This window comes from Rhizobium sp. FG96 (assembly GCF_057808655.1).
Map to the genome: position 1 here is coordinate 171,275 of NZ_JBMDIL010000010.1, position 19,740 is coordinate 191,014.

Genomic DNA, 19,740 nt, shown 5'->3' on the forward strand with positions numbered 1-19,740 from the left:
TTCCATTCCTCCTGAAATTACTTGGCGAGCCGCCCGTCGACGAGCGATTCCGAGAGCGGCGCCGGCCGCTCGGTTGCCGTGGTGATGGTGACCGTGCGGCCGGTCTCTGACGCCGTATGGAAGGCTTCCATGACCTCAAGCACATGCAGCGCCAGGCTGCCATTGGCGCGATGCGGCCGGTTCGAGCGGATGGCATGGGCAAGATCGGCGACGCCGATCGAGCGGTAATTGCCGTCGGCGTAAGGCGAGGTCAGGTCCTGAGGCTCGAAGCTGCCGCCCTTCTTGAGATATTGCACTTCGCCGCCGAAATGGTTCGGATCCGGTACGATCAGCGTGCCCTCGGTGCCATAGACTTCCAGCGGCACGTGCTTGTGCCCGGCGACATCAAAGCTCATGCCGATCTGGACGACCGCGCCGTTCGCAAAGGCCATGACGCCTGCGACATGGGTCGGCACGTGAACCGGGATTTTCTCGCCGTTGCGCGGCTCGCTGGTGATGACGCGCTCCTTGCGCGGCGAGACGGCAAAGCCCGCGACCTGCGCCACCGGGCCGAAGAGATTGACGAGGTCGGTGATGTAATAGGGGCCCATATCGAGCATCGGACCGCCGCCGACCTCATAGTAGAAGGCCGGGTTTGGATGCCAGCGCTCGTGGCCGGGGCACATGAAGGTGGCGGTGCCGCCGACCGGCTGGCCAATCACGCCCTTGTCGATCAACGCACGCGCCGTCTGGTGACCGCCGCCGAGGAAGGTATCGGGTGCGGCGCCGATGCGAAGCCCCTTGGCCTTGGCGGCCTCTGCCAATTTTTTCCCTTCCGCGAAATTAATGCCGAGCGGCTTTTCGGAATAGGTATGCTTGCCTGCCCCAAGCGCCTGCAGGGCAACGGCGACATGGGCCTTCGGCACCGTCAGATTGACGATGATCTCGATCTTGGGATCGGCAAAGAGCTCATCGATATTCCTGGCGGGAACATTGAAATCGGCGGCCTTGGCGTCGGCGAGTTCGCGGTTGAGGTCGGCCACGCCCCTGATCTCAAGGATCGGGAAGGACGCCATCGCCTTCAGATAGGCGCCCGAAATATTGCCGCATCCGATGATGCCGATACCGACCGTGTCCATGCTTTCCTCCCGATGGATATTCTGTTGTCAGCGCCCTAGAGCGCCGGCCCCGTGGTGCTCCAGGGCGATTCATAGAGTTCGTAGAGCGCGACGGCGGCAGCACCCTGCGCCCAGAAATCGTCGCTGGAATCGTCGAAGACGAGCTCGGTGACACCCTTCAGCGACGGCGGGATCGCCACCGCATAAGCGTCGCGCAGGCTGTTCAGGAAGGGCTCGCCGAGCGCCAGGCTGGAGCCGACGAGAATGACGCGCGGGGGCGCGAACAGCGTAACGATATTGGCGATCGTCAAACCCACGGCCTCACCGGCGCGGATCGCCGAGGCGATCAGCGTATTGTCCTCGGCCTTGATCAGCGCCTGCGCATGCGTCATGCCGCGGCCGAGACGGATCGCTTCGGCAAACCGGCCATCCGCCTGCTGGTCTCCGAGGATGGCGCTCTCGCCCGCCTGCGTCGAGAGCCGGACCGTTCCCTGCGGTCCCATGCCGAGCACGAGGTCGCCGAGATTGTGGCTGAGGCCACCGGCACCACGGAACAGCTGGTTGCCGTGCAGCACTCCGAGCCCGAGCGTTTGTTCGAGCGAAATCAATACCATGTCTTCGAGATCGCGGGCCTTGCCGAACCAGTGATGGGCAAGCGTGATCGCATGCGCGTCGCTCTCGACGATCGTCGACGTGCCAAGCCGCGCCGTCATCTCGGCTGCGAAATCCACGTTTACATCGCGGAAGATCGGGCTGCTGCGCACATGGCCGGTGCGGTGCTCTATGACCCCGGGCAGGCCGAGGCAGACCGTATCGACATCCTCGAGCGACAATCCAGCATCGACGACACAACGGCGCACGCCATCCTCGACGAGATCGGCGATTACGGCGATCGGCTGGCGGTCGATGCGGATCGGCAGCGTCAGCTTCGAGAGCACGTCGCCGCGAAAGTCGGTGACGACGAAGATCATCCGGTTGGCGGCGATCTTGGCGCCGACGACGCGGGCGGCATCCGGGTTCAGTTCCAGCATGACGCGTGGCCTGCCGCGCGCCGCCTCGTTGCGGATATCGCCTTCGTGACGTGGCAGGATCAGGCCGTCGTCGAGCAGCGATGCGGTGATCGCCGAGACTGTTGTCGTCGACAGTTCGGTGCGCTCGCTGATCTCAACGCGCGAAATCGGCCCGTGGCGCCGGATCGTGTCCAGCACATTCAAGCGATTGATTGCACGCATCAATTCGGGATCTGCGGTCTTCATGAAAAACTAGCCGGGCAATCGCATCTCTGGCCGAAACAGCCACGTAATTTCGTCGGGGTACGAATTAAATAACAGGCACATCCCGCCCACTGTCAAGCGCGATCGGCAAAAAATCAGGTAGTCGGGTTGACAATCGGGCCAAGCTCCATTGAATTATTCCGCATTGGGGAAAAATTGGTGAGGACAGTTCCCCTGGGAGGAAAATCATGACGTATATGCACAAGGGCCTGGCCCTTCGCGGCAAGCGCATTGCATTTCTGGCCGCCGCCGCAGGGGTCTTGCTGATGCTCGGCGCCGGTGCCGCCTCGGCCAAAACGGTCGTCAAATGGCTGCATCTGGAGCTCGATCCGAAATTCGTGGCGAAGTGGGAAGAGATCGTCAAGAAATACGAAGAGCTGCATCCCGATGTCGATATCCAGATGCAGTTCCTGGAAAACGAGGCCTTCAAGGCCAAGCTGCCGACGCTTCTGCAGTCGGACGACGTGCCCGATTTCTTCTACACCTGGGGCGGCGGCGTCCTGAAGCAGCAGTCGGAGACCGGCGCGCTGCAGGAGGTTAGCCCCGCGCTTGACGCTGACGGTGGCAAGCTGCGCAACCAGTTCACCCCGGCCTCCGTCAACGGCATGACCTTTGACGGCAAGGTCTGGGCGGTTCCCTACAAGGTCGGTCTGGTCAGCTTCTTCTACAACAAGGAGCTTTTCGCCAAGGCAGGCGTGAAGGCCGAGGATATCAAGAGCTGGGCGAACTTCCTCGATGCCGTGAAGAAGCTGAAGGATGCCGGTGTCGTGCCGATCGCCGGTGGCGGCGGTGAGAAATGGCCGATCCATTTCTACTGGAGCTACCTCGTCATGCGCGAGGGCGGCCAGAAGGTCTTCGATGCCGCCAAGAAGGGCGAGGGCGAAGGCTTCCTGGATCCCGCCATCATCAAAGCCGGCGACGATCTGGCCGAGCTTGGCAAGCTGGAGCCTTTCCAGCCCGGCTATCTCGGCGTGACCTGGCCGCAGGCGCTCGGCGTCTTCGGCGACGGCAAGGCCGCGATGATCCTGGGCTTTGAAAATACCGAAGCCAACCAGCGCAAGAATGCCGGTGACGGCAAGGGTCTCGCCCCCGACAATATCGGCCGCTTCGCCTTCCCGACCGTCGAAGGCGGTGCCGGCAAGGCAACCGATACGCTCGGCGGCCTGAACGGCTGGGCGGTCACCAAGAAGGCATCCAAGGAAGCGCTCGACTTCCTCGCTTACCTGACCAACGCCGACAACGAACGCGAGATGGCAAAGAACGCCATGTTGCTGCCGGTCGCTGTCGGCGCCGATGATGGGGTCGTCAACCCGCTACTCGCTGAATCCGCCAAGCAGCTGGCTGGATCCACCTGGCACCAGAACTTCTTCGATCAGGATCTTGGCGCCGCTGTCGGCCGCGTCGTCAATGACGTCTCGGTCGAGATCGTCTCGGGCCAGATGAGCTCGAAGGACGGCGCCCAGCAGATCCAGGACGCTTTCGAACTCGAGCAATAAGCCTCCCAGCAAGCACTCCCGGCGCCGCGCGGCGCCGGGATATGACACGCGCATGCGAAGGCAGGACATATGGCTGAGATTTCCGTTTCATCAGGCGTTCGGACCGCGCCGCCTAGCAAGGCCGCCCGAAAGAACCGCAGTTCGATCGCCCACGACCGCTGGGCCGTGCTCCTGCTTTTCCTGCCGCCGGCGCTGATCCTCTTCACGCTCTTCGTCATCATGCCGATGGGCGAGGCTGCCTGGTACAGCCTTTACAAGTGGAACGGCTACGGCACGCCGACCGAGTATATCGCGCTCAAGAATTTCCAGGTGCTGTTCCGCAATGCCGCCTTCAGCCAGGCGCTGATCAACAACGGCCTGATCATCGTCGTTTCCATCGCCATCCAGGTGCCGCTGGCGATCTGGCTGTCGACGATGCTGGCGCATCGCATCCCCGGCGTCGTCACCTACCGGCTGATCTTCTTCCTGCCCTATGTTCTTGCCGATGTCGCCGCCGGCCTGATCTGGCGCTTCGTCTATGACGGCGACTACGGGCTGTTCGCGGCGATCGCCGGCTTCTTCGGCATGGCCAATCCCTATGTGCTCGCCGACAAGGACGTGGCGATCTATGCGGTGCTCGGCGTCGTCGTCTGGAAGTATTTCGGTTTCCACATGATGCTGTTCATCGCCGGTCTGCAATCGGTGGATAAGAACGTGCTGGAAGCTGCCGATATCGACGGCGCCTCCGGCTGGCAGAAGTTCCGCTATATCACCTTGCCGCTGCTTGGCTCGACGCTCAGGCTTTCGATCTTCTTTGCCGTCATCGGCTCCCTGCAGCTCTTCGACATGATCATGCCGCTCACCGGCGGCGGTCCCTCGAACTCGACGCAGACGATGGTGACCTTCCTCTACACCTACGGCGTCATGCGCATGCAGGTCGGTCTCGGCAGCGCCGTCGGCGTCGTGCTGTTCATCATCTGCGTCACGCTCGCCTTCGGCTACAAAAGGATATTCATGCGCAATGACTGATACGACCGACACCATTCGCATGCCCGCGACGACGAAGGTCTATCTCTACGTCTCGCTGACGCTCATCGCCGCCCTGGTGCTGATCCCGCTGCTGACGACGGCGCTCGGCGGCTTCAAGACGCTCGGCGACCTGCGCGTCAATCCCTTCGGACTGCCCGCCACGTGGCAATGGTCGAACTATACCGATATCCTGTTCGGCGAGCGCTACTGGCTGCAGATTTTCAATTCGCTGGTCATCGCCGTGCTGACTGTGTCGCTGACGCTGATCGTCTCGTCGATGGCGGCCTTCACCTTTGCGCATGTGCGCTTCTTCGGCTCGTCCTTCCTCTTGAACTACTTCCTGCTCGGGCTGATGTTTCCGGCGGCGACCGCCATCCTGCCGCTCTTCATCCGCATCCGCGATCTAGGACTGCTGGATACCTATTGGGGCGTGGTGCTGCCGCAGGTCGCCTTCGGGCTCGGCATGAGCATCCTTCTTTTTAGAAACTATTTTCGCAACCTTCCGGAAGAATTGTTCCAGGCGGCTTTCGTCGATGGCTGCGGCTACATGCGCTTCTTCTGGTACATCTCGCTGCCACTGTCGCGGCCGATCATCGCCACCGTCAGCATCATCTCCTTCGTCGGCAGCTGGAACAGCTATATCCTGCCGCTGATCATGCTGAATTCGGAATCGAAATATCCCTGGCCGCTCGGCATCATGGTCTATCGCGGCGAATTCGGCACCGAATGGCAGCTGGTACTCGCCTTCATCACCCTGACGATCATGCCGACCGTCATCGTTTTCTTCCTGGCCCAGAGACACATCATCGCCGGCCTGACGGCGGGCGCGGTCAAATCCTGATGTTGCCGTTTGTGCCGCGGCCGCTACGATGGCCGCGGCACGGCATCATGGGAGAGCAGACGGTTGGCACCGATAAAGGTCGATCCGGAGAAGGTTCGCGAATTCAAGACGAAGCAGGATTTCTGCGACTGGCTGGCCGCGCATCACGACCGTGAAAGCGAGGTCTGGATCCGTATCTTCAAGGTCGCATCCGGCTTGCCGTCGATCACGCCTGTCGAGGCGATCGACGCGGTGCTTTGCTGGGGCTGGATCGATGCGGTCAAGAAGAGCCTGGACGAAAAGAGCTATCTCCAGCGCTACACGCCGCGCGGCAGGAAGAGCATCTGGAGCCAGATCAACGTCAACAATGTCGCCCGCCTGGTCGCGGAGGGCCGGATGACCGAGCATGGCCTTCGCGAGGTCGAGGCCGCGAAATTGGATGGCCGATGGGACCGGGCCTATGGCAGCGGCAAGGACCTGAAGATCCCCGACGATCTGCAGGCGGCGATCGATGCCGATCCCAAGGCGCAAGCGATGCTTGCGGCGCTCAGCGCGCAAAACCGCTTCGCGCTCGCCTTCCGCGTGCACAATATGAAGACGCCCGCGGGCCGCGAGCGGAAGATCGCCACCTTCGTCGAGATGCTGGCGAAAGGCGAGACGATCTATCCGCAGACAAGGAAGCCGAAGGTCTGAATCTTAGAGATCGGCCTTGTCCCAGAGCGCGTGGAAATGCTGGACCGGGCCATGGCCGGAACCGACGGTGAGCGTTTCTGCAGCCGCAACGGCATCGGCGAGATATTGCTTGGCGATCGCGACGGCTGCTTCCGGCGTTTTGCCCTTTGCAAGCTCGGCGGCCAAGGCGCTCGACAGCGTGCAGCCGGTGCCGTGCGTGTTCTTTGTCGGAAGCCTTGGCGCCTCGAACCAGGTGATATGGCCGGCGCTTGCCAGCACATCGGGGCTGTCAGTGCCGCCGAGATGGCCGCCTTTCAACAGTACCATGCGCGGTCCGCGATCCAGCAGTTTGCGCGCCTGCTGCTGCATGGCATCGCGGTCTTGGGCGTGGTCCTCGCCGAGCAGCGCTGCCGCCTCGGGCAGGTTCGGGGTCAGCATCGTTGCCAGCGGCAGAAGACGGTCGGTGAGCGCGCCGATCGCGGCGATATCGAGGAGGGCGGCGCCGCCCTTGGCGATCATCACCGGGTCGAGCACCAGCGGGATGCCGCGATGCGGATGCAGCGCATCGGCAATTGCCTCGGCGATCCCGGCATTGGCTATCATGCCGATCTTGACGGCATCGACGCGGACATCGGCAAAGACCATGCGGATCTGCTCGGCGACGAAATCCGGCGAGACGGTCTGCACAGCCGAGACGCCGGTGGTGTTCTGCGCAGTCAAGGCGGTGAGCACAGCCATGCCATAGGTGCCGCGGGCGGAGAATGCCTTGAGGTCGGCCTGGATGCCGGCGCCGCCCGATGGGTCGGAGCCGGCGATCGAGAGAACGTTGCGGATCATTGTCCTGCCTTTCTGATGCGTTCGGCGATTGCAGCCGTCGCCGCTTGCGGATCCGGCTGGCCACAGATCGCCGAGACGACCGCAAGCCCTTCCGTGCCCGTTGCGAGCACTGGCTCCACATGTTCCGCCTTCAGGCCGCCGATTGCCACCGAGCGAACCGGGCAGACACGAACCAGCTCCGCCAGACCTGCGATGCCGATCGGTTGCTTGTGATCCGGCTTGGTCGCCGTCGCGAAAACGGGGCCGATCCCCGCATAGTCGACGATGGCGGGATCGACGGCTGCGGCAAGCGCATGCGTCTCGACCGAAAGGCCGAGGATCATATCAGGGCCGATGCGGTGGCGGGCCTCGGCGGCGCCGAGGTCCTCCTGGCCGATATGCAGCCCATCGGCGTTGAGCGCGATTGCCGCTTCCACATCGTCGTTGACAACAAGCAGTGCTCCGCTTCCTGACAGGACCCGCTGCAGTGCCCGGCCCGTCTCGATCATCTGCCGGGTAGTCGCCGTCTTGTCGCGCAGCTGCACGATGGTCGCCCCACCGGCGACGGCTGCGCGGGCGGTCTCGACAAGCCCGTACCCGGCGCAGAGCTCCGGGTCGAGGACGAGATAAAGGGAGAGGTCGAAGCTCTTCACGCCTGGCTGATCCTTGCTGCGGCGTCGAGTGCCGGACCATCGAGCGCGGCAAGCGCATCGAGGAAGCGCCAGGAGAAGGATCCGGGCCCCTTGGCTTCCTGTGCCGCCTGTTCGCCGGCGACGGCAAACATTGCGAGAGCGGCGACCGTCGCATCGAAGGTCTCGTCAGAGGCGACCGCGGCGAAGGCGCCGGTCAGGCAGGTCAGCGAGCAGCCGAGCGCGGTGATCTGCGGCATCAGCGGCGAACCGCCGGAAATGCGAACGGCGCGGGTGCCGTCGGTAACGAAGTCGACCGGGCCGGTGACCGCGACAACGGCGCCATATTGCGCCGCGATGCTGCGGGCAGCACCTTCCGCCTGCTCGACGGGATCGCGGCTGTCGACGCCCTGGCCACGGCTTTCGCTGCCGGCCAGCGCGATGATTTCGGATGCATTGCCGCGGATGATCGCCGGGTTGAGGTCGAGAAGTGCCGCGACGCTTTCGCGGCGGAAGCCGGTGGCGTAATGCGCCACGGGGTCGAGAACCCATGGCTTGCCGTTGCGCGCGGCAGCCTTCGCCGCCTGTTTCATGCCGCTGACCCAGGCGGGCGAGAGCGTGCCGATATTGATGGTCAGTGCACCGGAGAATGCGGCGAATTCACCGGCTTCCTCTTCGGCATGGACCATGGCGGGCGAGGCGCCCGCGGCCAGCACGACATTGGCGGCGATATTCATCGCGACATAGTTGGTAATGCATTGAACGAGCGGCGGCGCGGCGCGCAGCGCGGTCAGCAATTGCCCGGGTGATCTGGAAGTCGTCATCTTGCGTCCCTTTTGGGGCGGGGCAAGACGCGGGAGGCCAGGCACATGGAAGCGAAGGGCCTCGAGCGACTCCCTCCGCCAGCATTATCTGGTTCAGGTTCGAAGGGTACTTCTCAGCCCGCCTTTCGGCGAACGCCCCTGTCTCTCAACACCACGGTCATCGCAAATTATCGGCGGCTTGTCACGCCCTATCAGTTGAGCCGGGCTTCCCCGCTGACGATGCGCTGCTCATCGGCGCCGAAGAGATGTACGGCATCGTGAATGGGCGCCACCTTCAGGACATCGCCGGGTGCAGCCCTGATCCGCTCGCGGAAGACGCAGCTGATCGTCTGCGCGCCGAGCCGCGCAATCACCAGTGTTTCCGATCCGGTGGGCTCGACGACGACGGTGGTGATCTCGATGCCATTGGGGTCGAGTTGCAAATGCTCCGGGCGGATCCCGTAGGTCACCGCGTCGGCGGGGCGACGGTCGCTCGGCAGGGTGATGCCATCCTCGGTGCGGAAGCCCGTATCCGTCATGCTGCCCTTGATGAAGTTCATCGCGGGCGAGCCGATGAAGCCGGCGACGAAGAGATTGTTCGGCCGGTCATAGAGGTCGAGCGGCGAGCCCGACTGCTCGATGCGCCCATCCCTCATGACGACGATCTTGTCGGCCATGGTCATCGCTTCGATCTGGTCATGAGTGACGTAGATGGTCGTCGTCTGCAGCCGCTGATGCAGCTCCTTGATCTCGGAGCGCATCTGCACGCGTAGCTTGGCGTCGAGATTGGAAAGCGGCTCGTCGAACAGGAAGACGGCGGGATCGCGCACGATCGCCCGGCCCATGGCAACGCGCTGGCGCTGGCCGCCCGAAAGCTGCTTCGGATAGCGTTCGAGCAGGCTTTCGAGGCCGAGGATCTTTGCGGCATTGCCGACCCGCTTGTCGATCTCCGCCCGCGGCATGCGCTTCAGCCGCAGCGAAAAGCCCATGTTCTTGGCAACGGTCATATGCGGGTAGAGCGCGTAGTTCTGAAACACCATGGCGATGTCCCGGTCCTTCGGCGCCAGTTCGTTGACGACATGCTTGCCGATCTGGATTTCGCCTGACGTGATGCCTTCGAGCCCGGCGATCATTCTGAGCAGCGTCGATTTTCCGCAGCCGGACGGGCCGACGAGGACGACGAATTCGCCGTCACGGATATCGACCGAGACGCCCTTGATAGCCTTGAACGCGCCGTAGTCCTTGCGAGCATTATTGACTGAAACATGAGCCATTATCGTCCTCCCCAGGCTGCGATCAAAGCTTGTCCAAGACGGTTCTGAGATAACCGAGGCCGACGCGTTCGCCCTCCTTGCGGGCCTCCAGGTCCTTACCCGGCCAGCCATAGGCGGCGTCCTCATGCTCGATGGAAATCGTGCCGTCGAAGCCGTAGCTGCGCGCCTGCTTCAGGAACCTCGACCAGTCGAGCAAGCCAAGACCCGGCAGCTTGTACTGCCACCAGCCCTTGCCGTGATAACCGACGGCCTGCAGCGCGGTCGCATCGACCGCCGTGTCCTTGGCATGCAGGATGGCGATGCGATCCTTGACGGCATCCAGCGCCAGATAGGGATCGATACCCGTCCGCAGAAAATGCGAGGGGTCGAATTCGAGCCCGAAACGCCGGTCGGGAATGCGCTTGAACAGCTCCTCGTAACCTTTCGGCGTTGTGCCGACGAAATTGTCTTTCGGCCCAGGCCAATTCTCGATTGCAAAGGTGAGGCCGCTGGAAGCGGTCTCGGCGATCAGGCCGTTCATGTAAGCCGCGAAATCGTCGTAGTTGGCCTCGTCGCTGGCATCGTCATTGCGGCCGGGGAAGATGACGAAAACCGGCACGCCGGTTTCGCCGATCGCCTGCGCGAATTCCGCGGTGCGCGAGCGCAGATCCTTGCGCTTGACATTATCGGCGTCGAGCTGGTTGCCGAAATAGGTGATCGAGGAGACGAAGAGGTTGCGCTCGCGGGCAAGCGAGACGGCGGCCTTCACCCTGTCAGGGGTCTTGATGTGCCCGCCGACATCGATCTCGATGGCATCGAAACCAGCGGAAGCTGCGAAATCCACCACTTCTTCAAGCGGCCGGTCGTTGAACGTCGACGTATAGAAACCGATCCTCATCAAAATCCTCCCATGCGCCGCCGCAGCGGCCGTGCTAATTGTTCAGGCGATCCATGTATTTCAGCGGTGAACGGGTACGTTGAACCTCATCCGATGACGCCAGCATCAGCGCGGCGGCCATCGGCATCGCGGCCGCCCCGATCGCCGAGGCATCCTCGCCGAGCGAGGCGCGGTGGATCGAGGGCAGGGCGCCGTCGCTGGCGTCCAGATGCTCATGCACATAGCGCAACAGCTCGTCGATCATGCGGATCGGCAGCCGCCCGCCGACCAGGATGGCATCGGGATCGACGATCATGCCGACATGGCGGACGGCGACGGCAAGATGCGCGCTCATCTCCTTAAGCCACTGCGAGACCAGCCGCTTGCCGCGGGCATCGAGCGTCAGGAGATCCTGGGGCACGCTGACCTTGATCCCATGTTCGGCGAGGAACTGATAAAGGCAGAAGAGCGAGAAGATCTCGCCGAGCAGGCGAACCTTCTGTGTGCTTTCGTCCTTGCCGTCGGCGATCGGCACCCAGCCGATTTCACCGCTGAGGCCCATCGCACCGCGATGGCCGTTACCGTCGAGAACGAGACCGCCGCCGGGGCAGGCGTTGACGGCGATATAGAGGAAGCTGCGGCTCTCGGCGCCGAGCCCGTAATCGAGCTCGGCCAATGCGGCAGCGTTGGTTTCGTTTTCGATGAAAACAGGATGCTGCGTCAGATCCTCGAGGGCAGCGCGCACATCGAATTCCATCCATTCCCAGTAGTCGGCCGGCCTGCCGGGGAAGGCGATTTCGCCGAGCCAGTCGGGCATCGCCAGGCCGATGCCGGCCAGATGTGCGTCATCGATCAGGCGGCTGCGCTGGAAATGCGATATCGCGTCGGCCGACAGCTGCATGAATTCGGCCGGCAGGATGTAGCGCTTCTCGTGATGGACGCGGGCGCGGACATTGCCGACGGCATCGACCGCAAGGATGGTCAGGTGATCGCGATCGATATTGATGCCGATCGCGAAGAATGCGTCCGGATTGATCTCGAGCTCGATTGCCGGCTGGCCGCGCAAACCATGGCGGCGGCGAGCCTCGATGATCAGCCCTTCGTCGAGTAGGCGGTCGACGATGCGGGCGATCGCCGGCTTGGTGAAGCCCGTCTGCCTGGCGATCTCCGCGCGCGAAATCGGCGCCTGCCGGTGGATGCAGCGCAGCACGACCGCGCGGTTATGCTCGCCCGCATCCTCGACATTGGCCCCGCTGAGATCGGGGGAGAGCTTGACATCAGGGGTCTGGTTCATGATCGCGATCCTTCGTCTTCCATCGACATCAGAGCCGCTCTCATCCCTTCACCGCGCCGCTTGTCATCGCGCCCAGGATCAATCGCTGGAGCGAGAGGAAAGCCACGATCGCCGGTACGACGGAGATCAGGCAGGCGGCGGCGAGCAGCTGAATGGACGAGTCGGTCTGCATGCCACGGAAGTTAAAGATCCCGACGCCGATCGGCATCAAGTTGTTTTGCGTCAGCAGCAGAAATGGCACGAGGAACTGCGACCAGCCGGCGATGACGGTGATGATGAAGACGGAGGCGATGCCCGGCGCCGAGAGCGGCAGGACGATCCGCCAGAAGACGGAGAAGCGGTTGCAGCCATCGATCATCGCCGCTTCATCGAGGCTGCGCGGGATGCCGTCGACGGTGCTCTTCAGGAGCCAGGTCGCGAGCGGCACGCCGAGCGCGATATAGACCATGACCACGGCGAAATGCGTGTCGAGCAGGCCGAGCTTGTTCATGTAGCGGTAGAGCGGAACCATGATGACCAGCGGCGAGATCATCTGGAAGAGCAGCAGTCCCATCATCGACAGGCCCTTGCCGCGGAACTGGAAGCGCGAGAAGGCATAGGCCGCCGGCAACGCGACGATCAGCACCCCGAGGCCGCTGAGGGCGGCGAGCTTCAGGCCGTTCCAGAGGTAGATGGGAAAGTAGCTGTTGTTGAGAACCGTGATGAAGTTCTCCATCGTCGGGTTGTGCGGGATATAGCGGGCGACGCCGCGATAGATTTCCCGCCGGTCGCGAAGCGCCATCGACAGGAGATAGCTGAGGGGGCCGGCGAAGAAGACGAACATCGCCAGCATGAACAGATAGCTCAGAAAGTCGCCGAGGCGGGTGCCGGTGCGCCTGCTGCTCATTGCTCTTCCTCCTTGGGCAGGAACGACGCATAGACGAAGGCAAGCCCGAGGCTGATGATCAGCATCAGCACCGACAGCACGCTGCCCCCCGACAGATCGTAATTTCTGAAGACGATGTTGAAGACATAGAGCGAGATCACCTCGGTCGCGCGGCCGGGGCCGCCGCCCGTCAGCGTGATGATCGCATCAAAGGTGTTGAGCGTCATGATCGTGATCAGGATCATGTTGACGAGGATTGCGGCGCGCAGCTGCGGAATGGTGACGAAGAAGAACTGCTGCGTGCCCGTCGCGCCATCGACTTCGGCCGCTTCGTAGAGCGACGGATCGATCGCCTTCAGCGCCGCATACATGACGACCATCGAGAAGGCCGTGCCGCGCCAGATGTTGGAAATCAGCGCCGACCAGGGCGCGATCGACGGATCGGAAAGCCAGGCGACAACTGGCAGATGCATCATCCGCAGGATGCTGTTCAATGCGCCATAGGGCGCTTCGGAAAACAGCATCTGCCAGATGATACCACCGGCAATGCCGGGCACGACCCAGGCGACGAGGGCGGTGGTTCTGAGAATAGTGGTGCCGAACAATCCGCGCTTTTCGCCGCGAACGACGACGACGGCGACGGCAATCCCGAGAATCTGCTGGCCGACGACGCTGCCGCCGACGAAGACGAGGGTGGCCCACATGATATCGGGCAGCTGCGGCGAACTCAGCGCGTTGGTGATCGAGCCGAGCGTATATTCCTGGTTATCGCCGATCAGCGTCGCATTGGTGAAGGACAGCCGGAAGACGTCGATCACCGGGTAAAGATAGAAAATGCCGATGACGATGATGACGGGCATGATCCAGGGCAGGGGCGCCCCGGCGAAACGGCGCATGAACGATCTGCTGTGAGGCGGGCTGGCAGCCTCGATGGCGATGGGGCTCATTGGGCTTCTCTATCCGGGTTTGACGGGACCGGCGGCCCCCGTCATGGGCGCCGCCGCGATCTCAAATCGTTAGAGACGCTTGTAGGCCTCCAGCGTCGCGTTGAACGCGGCGTTCAGAGCATCTTCGGGCTTCTTGGTGCCGGAAAGCACGTCGCCCATCATGATCTGGATCTGGTTGGAGATCTCAGGATAGATCGGCGCACCGGGACGTGCCTGGCCATTCACCAGGGCATCGGCGAAGGTCTTGTTGGCCTCGGTCGCGAAGACATCGTACTTCGTGAACAGCGACTTGCGCGTCGGCAGCTGCTGCTGCAGCGCGTTGGCCGGGCCCATATAGACCTCGCGGGCGAGGTTGGCGCACATCTCGACCTTGTCCTTGTCCTTGGCAAAGGACGCGATCGTCCAGCCGCCTGTTCCGGTCGAGCGCTGATCGGCGGTCGGGCCGGGGATCGGCGAGAAGGTCCAGTTCTTGAACTCGTCGTCGTCGAGCGTCGCCTTCAGCTGCGCGTATTGCCAGTTGCCGCCGATGAAGAGCGCCGTGGTGCCCGCCGCCGCTGCCGCGTTCAGGTCGTCGTAATTGCCGATCGTGGTGACACGCTTCGGCGCAGCGCCTGAATCGACGAGGTCCTTGTAATAGTTGAGGGCCTTGAGGAATTTCTCCTTGTTGTCGCCTTCGCCGAAGACGGGTTTGCCGGAATCGTCGACGAGCTTGCCGCCGAGCGCCCAGTAGTTCGCGAGCCAGTCGAAGGTCGAGCCTTCGTAACGGCCGGCATTGAAGAGGATACCTTCCATGCCTTCGCCAACGGACGCGATGCCGGCCTTCTTCAGGTCGTCCCAGGTCTGGGGTGCATCAGCCACGATCGACTTGTTGCGATAGAGGACGCGCAGATCGGTGTCCCACCACCAGGCGCGGATCGTCTGATCCTTGTCGGTGATGCCGCTGCGGATGAAGGGGAAGAGGTCGTCGATTTCTTCCTTCGAGAAATAGGGCGTGAAGTCGGCGAGAACCTTGTTGACCATGAACTGCGACAGCACGAAGGAGTCGACGGCGGCGCAATCGGGCGCGTTGCCGGCCTTCGCCTGCTCCAGCATCTTAGCCTGCTCGGTGCCGATATCGGCCGACATGAACTGCATCTGCAGCTTCCAGTCGGGATGCTTCTTGATGAACTCGACGAACAGCTTCTGGTAGCCTTCGGCAATCGCCGGGTCGGCATTGTTGGGACTATCGTTAGTCAACCGCACGATGAGCGTCTTCGGGGCATCGGCAGCGCCGATACGGTCCTTGGTCGCCAGTTCTTGGGCAAATGCGGCAGGCACTGAAAATAACATTGTGCTCAGCGCTAATGCGCTGACGAACGCTCTCTTCATGATGGGTCTCCTCCCCATTTTCAACGGATACAGCCTGGTGGTCAGTTGACCTCTCCTCAATTCCATGCTGCATTAATTAGATTAAGTTACTTTGATTTGATGTCAAGCCAGGCTTGGGAGGAATGAGATGCTGGCGACATTCAATACAAGCTAGGCGGGCTGAACCGCACTTTCCAACGAGATCGACAAGGCGTTTTGCGGAGATCCGCAACACGCAAAGGATGTGTTTTGCCCGGCTGCCGTGGCGGCAGCCGCACCCGATATCTATGGAGGATAGAATGCGATTACTCATTCTCGGCACTGGCGGAATGGCCAATCAGCACGCCATGCGGTTCAAGGAGATCGAAGGCGTCAGCGTCGTCGGCGGTGTCGATGTCGTGCCCGAGCGGCTGGCGGCTTTCTGCAGCGAACACGGTATCGCCCATCAGTTCAGCTCGCTCGAGGACGCGCTTGCCTGGGGCGAATTCGATGCGGTGGCGAATGTCACCCCCGACCGCATCCACCACCCGACGACGCTGCAGGCGGTTGCCGCCGGAAAGCATGTCTTCTGCGAGAAACCGCTGGCGACCGACGCCACCAAGGCGATGGAGATGACCGAGGCGATCGAGAAATCCGGCAAGGTCGGCATGGTGAATTTCACCTACCGGAACTCGCCGGCGCTGCAGAAGGGCCGGCAGATGGTGCTCGCCGGCGAGATCGGCGAAGTCAGGCATGTCGAGGCGTCGCATCTGCAGAGCTGGCTGGTCGGCCGCCACTGGGGCGATTGGAAGAGCGAGAGCAAATGGCTCTGGCGCCTCAGCAAGAAGCATGGCTCGAACGGGGCGCTCGGCGACATCGGCATCCATATCGTCGACTTCGCCTCCTATGGCTCCGGTCTCGACGTCGCGCATGTCTTTGCCCGGCTGAAGACCTTCAACAAGGCGCCGGGTCACAAGATCGGCGAATACGACCTCGACGCCAATGACAGCTTCACGATGAATGTCGATTTCACCACCGGCGCAATCGGCACCATCCAGGCAACCCGCACCGCCGCCGGCCAGATGGACCAGCTGCGCCTTCGCGTCTATGGCGAGACCGGATCGATCGAGATGATCTACGACACCGGCAAGTCGACGCTGCGCGCCTGCCTCGGCGAGGACGTCCACACCGCGACCTGGCGCGATGTTCCCTTCGATCCTGTCGAGACCAACTACCAGCGTTTCGTGCAGGCGGTTCGCGCCGGCAAGACGCAGGAGCCGTCCTTCCGGCGGGCTGCCAATATCCAGAAGGTTCTGGACAAGGCGCTCGCTTCCGACCTCAGCCATACGGACGAGGCACTGGCTTGAGATCAGGCCGAGACGGGCGGCAGCAGCGTGTTGAGGAAGGGCAGGAGTGCTGCCCCCAGCGCAACGCCGCCGCCGCTGAAGCTTGCCGGTTTCATCGGCGAGATCCAGGGTGTCAGGAAGGGGCGCTTCGAGGTATCGCGGCGCTCCACCGACAGCTGATGGATCAGCGCCTCGATGACGCCGCGCGGCAGATCGCTGCCGATCATGATGACGCTAGGCGCGACGAAACCGGCAATGCCGATGATCGGATCGAGCAGGTGGCTCGCGACATCACGGATCCATTGCGCCAGCTCGGGCGAGGAAATGTCCTCGCCTGACAGCAGCCGGGCACAGTCTGCCTTGCCGACGGCAGCGCAAAGCGAGCCGAAGCCGGCAACCTTGTTCAGCGAAACGTTATCCGGCCCGGTCCGCATCTCGCCGATACCGCCGGCACGGCCGTGAACGCCGGAATAGGGAACGCCGCGAACCAGAAATCCCGCCTGCACGTCGTCATCGAGCACGATCATCGCCAGGCCGCCCGCAGGCGCCGGCGTGCCGATCGTGCGCTCGGCGAGCAGGCCCGCGGTGCATTCGTTTTCCGTCTCCGGCCTTGGCAGGCCGGATAGAGCGGCGAGCTCTTCGCTCTGAGCCTCGCTCCAGATGTTTGAGGCAATGCCGACGCCGACGATCGGCAGATCGGCATGGCGCTCGATCATCGATCCGATGGCCTCGCTGACAGATGCCGTGGGGGCCGCCGGATCGAGAGAGAAATAGATGCGGTCGTGAACCTGGCCGCTGAGATCGATCAACACCGCCTCGCTGCGGCGGGCGCGCACCCGGATGCCGATCGAATAGGCGCCTTCCGGCCGCAGCGCGAATTCCGTCGCGGTCGGACCTCCGCCGGCGCCATTGCGCCGGTTCGAGATGACCAGTCCTTCTTCGCCAAGGCGGCGCAGGATATTGGTGATGCCGGGGCCGGTCAGGCCGGAATGCTGGCCAAGCTCCATGCGCGTCAGCGGCCCATGCCGCCGGATCGCCTCCAGGATGACGCGGATATTCCGGTCGGCGATCTCTCCGGATCGCAACCCCACCGTTTTGCCCCGCGCAACGCCCGTCTCCTGGGCCTGACGCCGCGGCCCTGATCGAAGATACCGCATGACCGACTTCCTTGAGCGCTTGTTTGCTTCTTTAGCCGAGAAAGTGATGAAAGTAACGCCCACCCTATCGTAAGTATCTGATTTCCTGCCGAAGAATTCCAAGTCTTTGCATGCGGGCAATTGGCGCCTTGCTTATGGCACAAGCGCCTGCGAATCCTAGATGAGGACGGCGGCCTCACAAAACGGCCGCTGCTGCGAGGAGAATGCAATGCGCAGATCGATGAACATGCTTGCCGCCGCGGCCTTGATCGCACCGATGACCACCGCCGTTCCGGCAAGTGGCGCAAATGCGCTTGAGCGCGCCATCGGCGAAGCCCAGCCCTGCCGATCGCTGAAGGCCAAGGCATCGAGTTTCGGGGTCAGTGTCGAGATCGGGGTCGACAAGCTCGACTATGTGAAGATCGACCAGCTGCAGCTATCGGTGAACGGCAATCTTGCCGACGCCAAGGTTCGCGGCACGCTTGCCTGCAAGACCTCCGACAATGCCATGGTCCAGGGCGGCTTCTCGGCGACCGCCGATGTCAGCGTTCATGTCGATCTCGCGACCTGCAAGACCACCGAAAGCTCGATCGAGATCACCGATACCGGCGGCAATCTCGGCGACGTGGTCAAAAGCCTCAAGGACGAGATCTCCGGCGCGCTGCGCCGCGGCCTCGAACGCAACATGTCCAAGCTCTGCCAGAAGTGAAGGGCGTATCCGATGGCGGCGCGTAGCGCAGGCCTACTCATCCATCGCGCCGCCGCCGGCGGCCCCGAGGTGCTGCTCGCCCATCCCGGCGGCCCCTTCTGGGCGCGAAAGGATGAGGGCGCCTGGTCGATCCCGAAAGGCATCGTCGAAGCCGGAGAGGAGGACCTCGAGGCGGCGATCCGTGAAACGCGCGAAGAACTCGGCGCCGTCATCGACGGCGACTTTCTCCTGCTCGGCGAATACAAGCAGCCGGGCGGCAAGATCGTCGTCGCCTGGTCGGTCGAAGCCGATCTCGATGCCGATCATATCGAGAGCATAGAATTCGAAATCGAGTGGCCACCGAAATCCGGCAAAAGGAAGCGCTTTCCCGAGGTCGACCGCGCCGGATGGTTTTCGCTTGAACAGGCGGCGGAAAAGATGCTCAAGGGACAACGGCCAATGCTGGACGACCTCCAGAAACAGCTGGCATTGTCACCAAAACCACAGTCCCGGAGGACGCCGCATTGAGAACGATCATCATCGAATGGGAGTCGATGAATTCAGGCGCTCTCTACGTCGCCCACTTTCCGGAACCCTTCCCAATGTCCGACGCCGACTACCGCGCATTCGAGGCGGTCTTCTCCAGCTGGCAGCGCCGCTATTGGGAAGGCGTCGGCGAGACGAGGGTGGAGGAAACCAAGGGACCGCAGGCGCTCGTGCGCGCGCTTCGTGGATTGGGATATGAGGTCGCGAGCCGGGGGACTGTGCCGCCGGGTGTGTAGCGGCTCAGTTATCGAGCGAAGCTAGCGATCCTTCTGCGCTCTCCACCGAAGGAGATAGGCGAACCCCGGGGCAATCAGCGCTCCCGCCAGCATCCATTCCATCAGCGTCGGCGGCGTCTCGTCCGGGTCGTGCCCGGTCAAGAAGAGGAAAAGAAAGAACGCAAGAACGGCTGCTGCGATAAGAGCGAGTGAGAGAAACAGGCTCTTGCGTTGGCTTTGCATGGGACGGCTTCTCCCGGAAATGTAGATTGGCTGAAAGCTAGTTGTCGTTCGTTCTCTGGCAAGCGGGTTTACAGCAGAGTGTTCGACTGCGAATAGGCGCAGGTCCGTGAGGCGTCGGATGCCACCACTCGCGCAAATGATGAAACCGGGTAGTTTTGAGCCTGATCAGATGCACAGTTGAAGAATAGCGTTAAAAAGCAATGGCTTATTGATTGGGGTTTTCCATCGCAAACCGGTGGTGACGACAGTTATAGTTGATCACTGAGCCTAAATCCAGCGCGAATCCGGCTCACGCATGGGCCTAACCCCCACAAACAAAACAGAAGTTTCACAGAAGCATAAAAAAAGGCCCGCAACGCGAGCCAGTTTCTACGACTTGTGGATATGGA

General features: G+C 62.5%; 21 protein-coding genes and 1 riboswitch. Of the genes, 8 read left to right on the plus strand and 13 right to left on the minus strand.

Features of this window, described 5'->3' with window-relative positions:
- Positions 1 to 17: 17 nt before the first annotated feature.
- The gene (locus tag ACODR6_RS20580; RefSeq protein WP_489024071.1) at positions 18 to 1,118 is read right to left on the minus strand and encodes a Gfo/Idh/MocA family protein; all 1,101 of its coding nucleotides are present in this window, start codon (positions 1,116 to 1,118) and stop codon (positions 18 to 20) included.
- 35 nt (positions 1,119 to 1,153) lie between these two features.
- Positions 1,154 to 2,353, minus strand: coding sequence for an ROK family protein (locus ACODR6_RS20585; protein ID WP_130283750.1), 1,200 nt, complete (start codon positions 2,351 to 2,353; stop codon positions 1,154 to 1,156).
- 206 nt (positions 2,354 to 2,559) lie between these two features.
- On the opposite strand from ACODR6_RS20585, the gene ACODR6_RS20590 reads away from it, so the two are divergent.
- The 4 genes from ACODR6_RS20590 (at position 2,560) to ACODR6_RS20605 (ending at position 6,388) form a co-directional block, all read left to right on the plus strand.
- Positions 2,560 to 3,867: an ABC transporter substrate-binding protein gene (locus ACODR6_RS20590; protein ID WP_489024073.1), complete on the plus strand. Its 1,308-nt coding sequence runs from the start codon at positions 2,560 to 2,562 to the stop codon at positions 3,865 to 3,867.
- Between the two features lie 69 nt (positions 3,868 to 3,936).
- Entirely contained in the window at positions 3,937 to 4,875 is a 939-nt protein-coding gene (locus ACODR6_RS20595; RefSeq protein ID WP_112712072.1) for a carbohydrate ABC transporter permease, read from the plus strand.
- A complete protein-coding gene (locus ACODR6_RS20600) occupies positions 4,868 to 5,716 on the plus strand; it encodes a carbohydrate ABC transporter permease (protein WP_203430987.1) in 849 nt (282 codons plus the stop codon). Before ACODR6_RS20595 ends, ACODR6_RS20600 begins: the two co-directional genes overlap by 8 nt.
- A 63-nt stretch (positions 5,717 to 5,779) precedes the next feature.
- Complete coding sequence (locus tag ACODR6_RS20605; protein WP_489024075.1) at positions 5,780 to 6,388, plus strand: YdeI/OmpD-associated family protein; 609 nt, start codon at positions 5,780 to 5,782, stop codon at positions 6,386 to 6,388.
- 3 nt (positions 6,389 to 6,391) lie between these two features.
- Here ACODR6_RS20605 and thiD read toward each other — a convergent pair whose 3' ends face one another.
- The 9 genes from thiD to ACODR6_RS20650 form a co-directional block, all read right to left on the minus strand.
- The gene (gene thiD / locus ACODR6_RS20610; RefSeq protein ID WP_489024077.1) at positions 6,392 to 7,204 is read right to left on the minus strand and encodes a bifunctional hydroxymethylpyrimidine kinase/phosphomethylpyrimidine kinase; all 813 of its coding nucleotides are present in this window, start codon (positions 7,202 to 7,204) and stop codon (positions 6,392 to 6,394) included.
- A complete protein-coding gene (gene thiE / locus ACODR6_RS20615) occupies positions 7,201 to 7,836 on the minus strand; it encodes a thiamine phosphate synthase (RefSeq protein WP_489024079.1) in 636 nt (211 codons plus the stop codon). The genes thiD and thiE overlap by 4 nt, the downstream gene beginning before the upstream one ends.
- The gene (gene thiM, locus ACODR6_RS20620) at positions 7,833 to 8,636 is read right to left on the minus strand and encodes a hydroxyethylthiazole kinase (RefSeq protein WP_449097789.1); all 804 of its coding nucleotides are present in this window, start codon (positions 8,634 to 8,636) and stop codon (positions 7,833 to 7,835) included. The genes thiE and thiM overlap by 4 nt, the downstream gene beginning before the upstream one ends.
- Positions 8,637 to 8,689: 53 nt before the next feature.
- Positions 8,690 to 8,786: riboswitch (TPP riboswitch) on the minus strand.
- A 41-nt stretch (positions 8,787 to 8,827) separates the two neighbouring features.
- Positions 8,828 to 9,889 carry an ABC transporter ATP-binding protein gene (locus tag ACODR6_RS20625; RefSeq protein ID WP_489024081.1) on the minus strand — a complete coding sequence of 354 codons (1,062 nt, stop codon included), beginning with the start codon at positions 9,887 to 9,889 and terminating at the stop codon, positions 8,828 to 8,830.
- Positions 9,890 to 9,911: 22 nt separating this feature from the next.
- On the minus strand, positions 9,912 to 10,766 hold the full coding sequence (locus tag ACODR6_RS20630; RefSeq protein ID WP_489024083.1) for a sugar phosphate isomerase/epimerase family protein: 855 nt from the start codon (positions 10,764 to 10,766) through the stop codon (positions 9,912 to 9,914).
- Positions 10,767 to 10,800: 34 nt separating this feature from the next.
- Positions 10,801 to 12,039, minus strand: coding sequence for an ROK family transcriptional regulator (locus tag ACODR6_RS20635; protein ID WP_489024085.1), 1,239 nt, complete (start codon positions 12,037 to 12,039; stop codon positions 10,801 to 10,803).
- 40 nt (positions 12,040 to 12,079) lie between these two features.
- Positions 12,080 to 12,925, minus strand: a complete 846-nt coding sequence (locus ACODR6_RS20640) for a carbohydrate ABC transporter permease (RefSeq protein WP_112712056.1) — start codon at positions 12,923 to 12,925, stop codon at positions 12,080 to 12,082.
- Positions 12,922 to 13,851 carry a carbohydrate ABC transporter permease gene (locus ACODR6_RS20645; RefSeq protein WP_489024087.1) on the minus strand — a complete coding sequence of 310 codons (930 nt, stop codon included), beginning with the start codon at positions 13,849 to 13,851 and terminating at the stop codon, positions 12,922 to 12,924. Before ACODR6_RS20645 ends, ACODR6_RS20640 begins: the two co-directional genes overlap by 4 nt.
- Before the next feature lie 69 nt (positions 13,852 to 13,920).
- Positions 13,921 to 15,219, minus strand: coding sequence for an extracellular solute-binding protein (locus ACODR6_RS20650; protein WP_203430981.1), 1,299 nt, complete (start codon positions 15,217 to 15,219; stop codon positions 13,921 to 13,923).
- Between the two features lie 278 nt (positions 15,220 to 15,497).
- Between ACODR6_RS20650 and ACODR6_RS20655 the strand changes: the two genes are divergently transcribed.
- Positions 15,498 to 16,544: a Gfo/Idh/MocA family protein gene (locus ACODR6_RS20655; RefSeq protein WP_112712050.1), complete on the plus strand. Its 1,047-nt coding sequence runs from the start codon at positions 15,498 to 15,500 to the stop codon at positions 16,542 to 16,544.
- Positions 16,545 to 16,546: 2 nt separating this feature from the next.
- On the opposite strand, the gene ACODR6_RS20660 is transcribed toward ACODR6_RS20655, so the two are convergent.
- Positions 16,547 to 17,680, minus strand: coding sequence for an ROK family protein (locus tag ACODR6_RS20660; protein WP_489024090.1), 1,134 nt, complete (start codon positions 17,678 to 17,680; stop codon positions 16,547 to 16,549).
- Positions 17,681 to 17,900: 220 nt separating this feature from the next.
- Between ACODR6_RS20660 and ACODR6_RS20665 the strand changes: the two genes are divergently transcribed.
- The 3 genes from ACODR6_RS20665 to ACODR6_RS20675 are packed head-to-tail and all read left to right on the plus strand — an operon-like array spanning position 17,901 to position 19,129.
- A complete protein-coding gene (locus ACODR6_RS20665; RefSeq protein ID WP_489024215.1) occupies positions 17,901 to 18,368 on the plus strand; it encodes an LBP/BPI/CETP family protein in 468 nt (155 codons plus the stop codon).
- 12 nt (positions 18,369 to 18,380) lie between these two features.
- Positions 18,381 to 18,875, plus strand: coding sequence for an NUDIX hydrolase (locus tag ACODR6_RS20670; protein ID WP_489024092.1), 495 nt, complete (start codon positions 18,381 to 18,383; stop codon positions 18,873 to 18,875).
- Entirely contained in the window at positions 18,872 to 19,129 is a 258-nt protein-coding gene (locus tag ACODR6_RS20675) for a hypothetical protein (protein ID WP_489024094.1), read from the plus strand. The genes ACODR6_RS20670 and ACODR6_RS20675 overlap by 4 nt, the downstream gene beginning before the upstream one ends.
- 21 nt (positions 19,130 to 19,150) lie before the next feature.
- Here ACODR6_RS20675 and ACODR6_RS20680 read toward each other — a convergent pair whose 3' ends face one another.
- Complete coding sequence (locus tag ACODR6_RS20680; RefSeq protein ID WP_489024096.1) at positions 19,151 to 19,351, minus strand: hypothetical protein; 201 nt, start codon at positions 19,349 to 19,351, stop codon at positions 19,151 to 19,153.
- Between the last annotated feature and the right edge of the window lie 389 nt (positions 19,352 to 19,740).

Bases quoted from the DNA above. Each gene is read 5' to 3' on its own strand.
- ACODR6_RS20630 (WP_489024083.1), bottom strand. From the start codon at position 10,766: ATGAGGATCGGTTTCTATACGTCGACGTTCAACGACCGGCCGCTTGAA.
- ACODR6_RS20660 (WP_489024090.1), bottom strand. From the start codon at position 17,680: ATGCGGTATCTTCGATCAGGGCCGCGGCGTCAGGCCCAGGAGACGGGC.
- ACODR6_RS20600 (WP_203430987.1), top strand. From the start codon at position 4,868: ATGACTGATACGACCGACACCATTCGCATGCCCGCGACGACGAAGGTC.
- ACODR6_RS20635 (WP_489024085.1), bottom strand. From the start codon at position 12,039: ATGAACCAGACCCCTGATGTCAAGCTCTCCCCCGATCTCAGCGGGGCC.
- thiD (WP_489024077.1), bottom strand. From the start codon at position 7,204: ATGATCCGCAACGTTCTCTCGATCGCCGGCTCCGACCCATCGGGCGGC.
- ACODR6_RS20665 (WP_489024215.1), top strand. From the start codon at position 17,901: ATGAACATGCTTGCCGCCGCGGCCTTGATCGCACCGATGACCACCGCC.
- ACODR6_RS20595 (WP_112712072.1), top strand. From the start codon at position 3,937: ATGGCTGAGATTTCCGTTTCATCAGGCGTTCGGACCGCGCCGCCTAGC.
- ACODR6_RS20650 (WP_203430981.1), bottom strand. From the start codon at position 15,219: ATGAAGAGAGCGTTCGTCAGCGCATTAGCGCTGAGCACAATGTTATTT.
- ACODR6_RS20640 (WP_112712056.1), bottom strand. From the start codon at position 12,925: ATGAGCAGCAGGCGCACCGGCACCCGCCTCGGCGACTTTCTGAGCTAT.
- ACODR6_RS20670 (WP_489024092.1), top strand. From the start codon at position 18,381: ATGGCGGCGCGTAGCGCAGGCCTACTCATCCATCGCGCCGCCGCCGGC.
- ACODR6_RS20645 (WP_489024087.1), bottom strand. From the start codon at position 13,851: ATGAGCCCCATCGCCATCGAGGCTGCCAGCCCGCCTCACAGCAGATCG.
- ACODR6_RS20625 (WP_489024081.1), bottom strand. From the start codon at position 9,889: ATGGCTCATGTTTCAGTCAATAATGCTCGCAAGGACTACGGCGCGTTC.
- ACODR6_RS20590 (WP_489024073.1), top strand. From the start codon at position 2,560: ATGACGTATATGCACAAGGGCCTGGCCCTTCGCGGCAAGCGCATTGCA.
- ACODR6_RS20585 (WP_130283750.1), bottom strand. From the start codon at position 2,353: ATGAAGACCGCAGATCCCGAATTGATGCGTGCAATCAATCGCTTGAAT.
- ACODR6_RS20655 (WP_112712050.1), top strand. From the start codon at position 15,498: ATGCGATTACTCATTCTCGGCACTGGCGGAATGGCCAATCAGCACGCC.
- thiM (WP_449097789.1), bottom strand. From the start codon at position 8,636: ATGACGACTTCCAGATCACCCGGGCAATTGCTGACCGCGCTGCGCGCC.
- ACODR6_RS20580 (WP_489024071.1), bottom strand. From the start codon at position 1,118: ATGGACACGGTCGGTATCGGCATCATCGGATGCGGCAATATTTCGGGC.
- ACODR6_RS20680 (WP_489024096.1), bottom strand. From the start codon at position 19,351: ATGCAAAGCCAACGCAAGAGCCTGTTTCTCTCACTCGCTCTTATCGCA.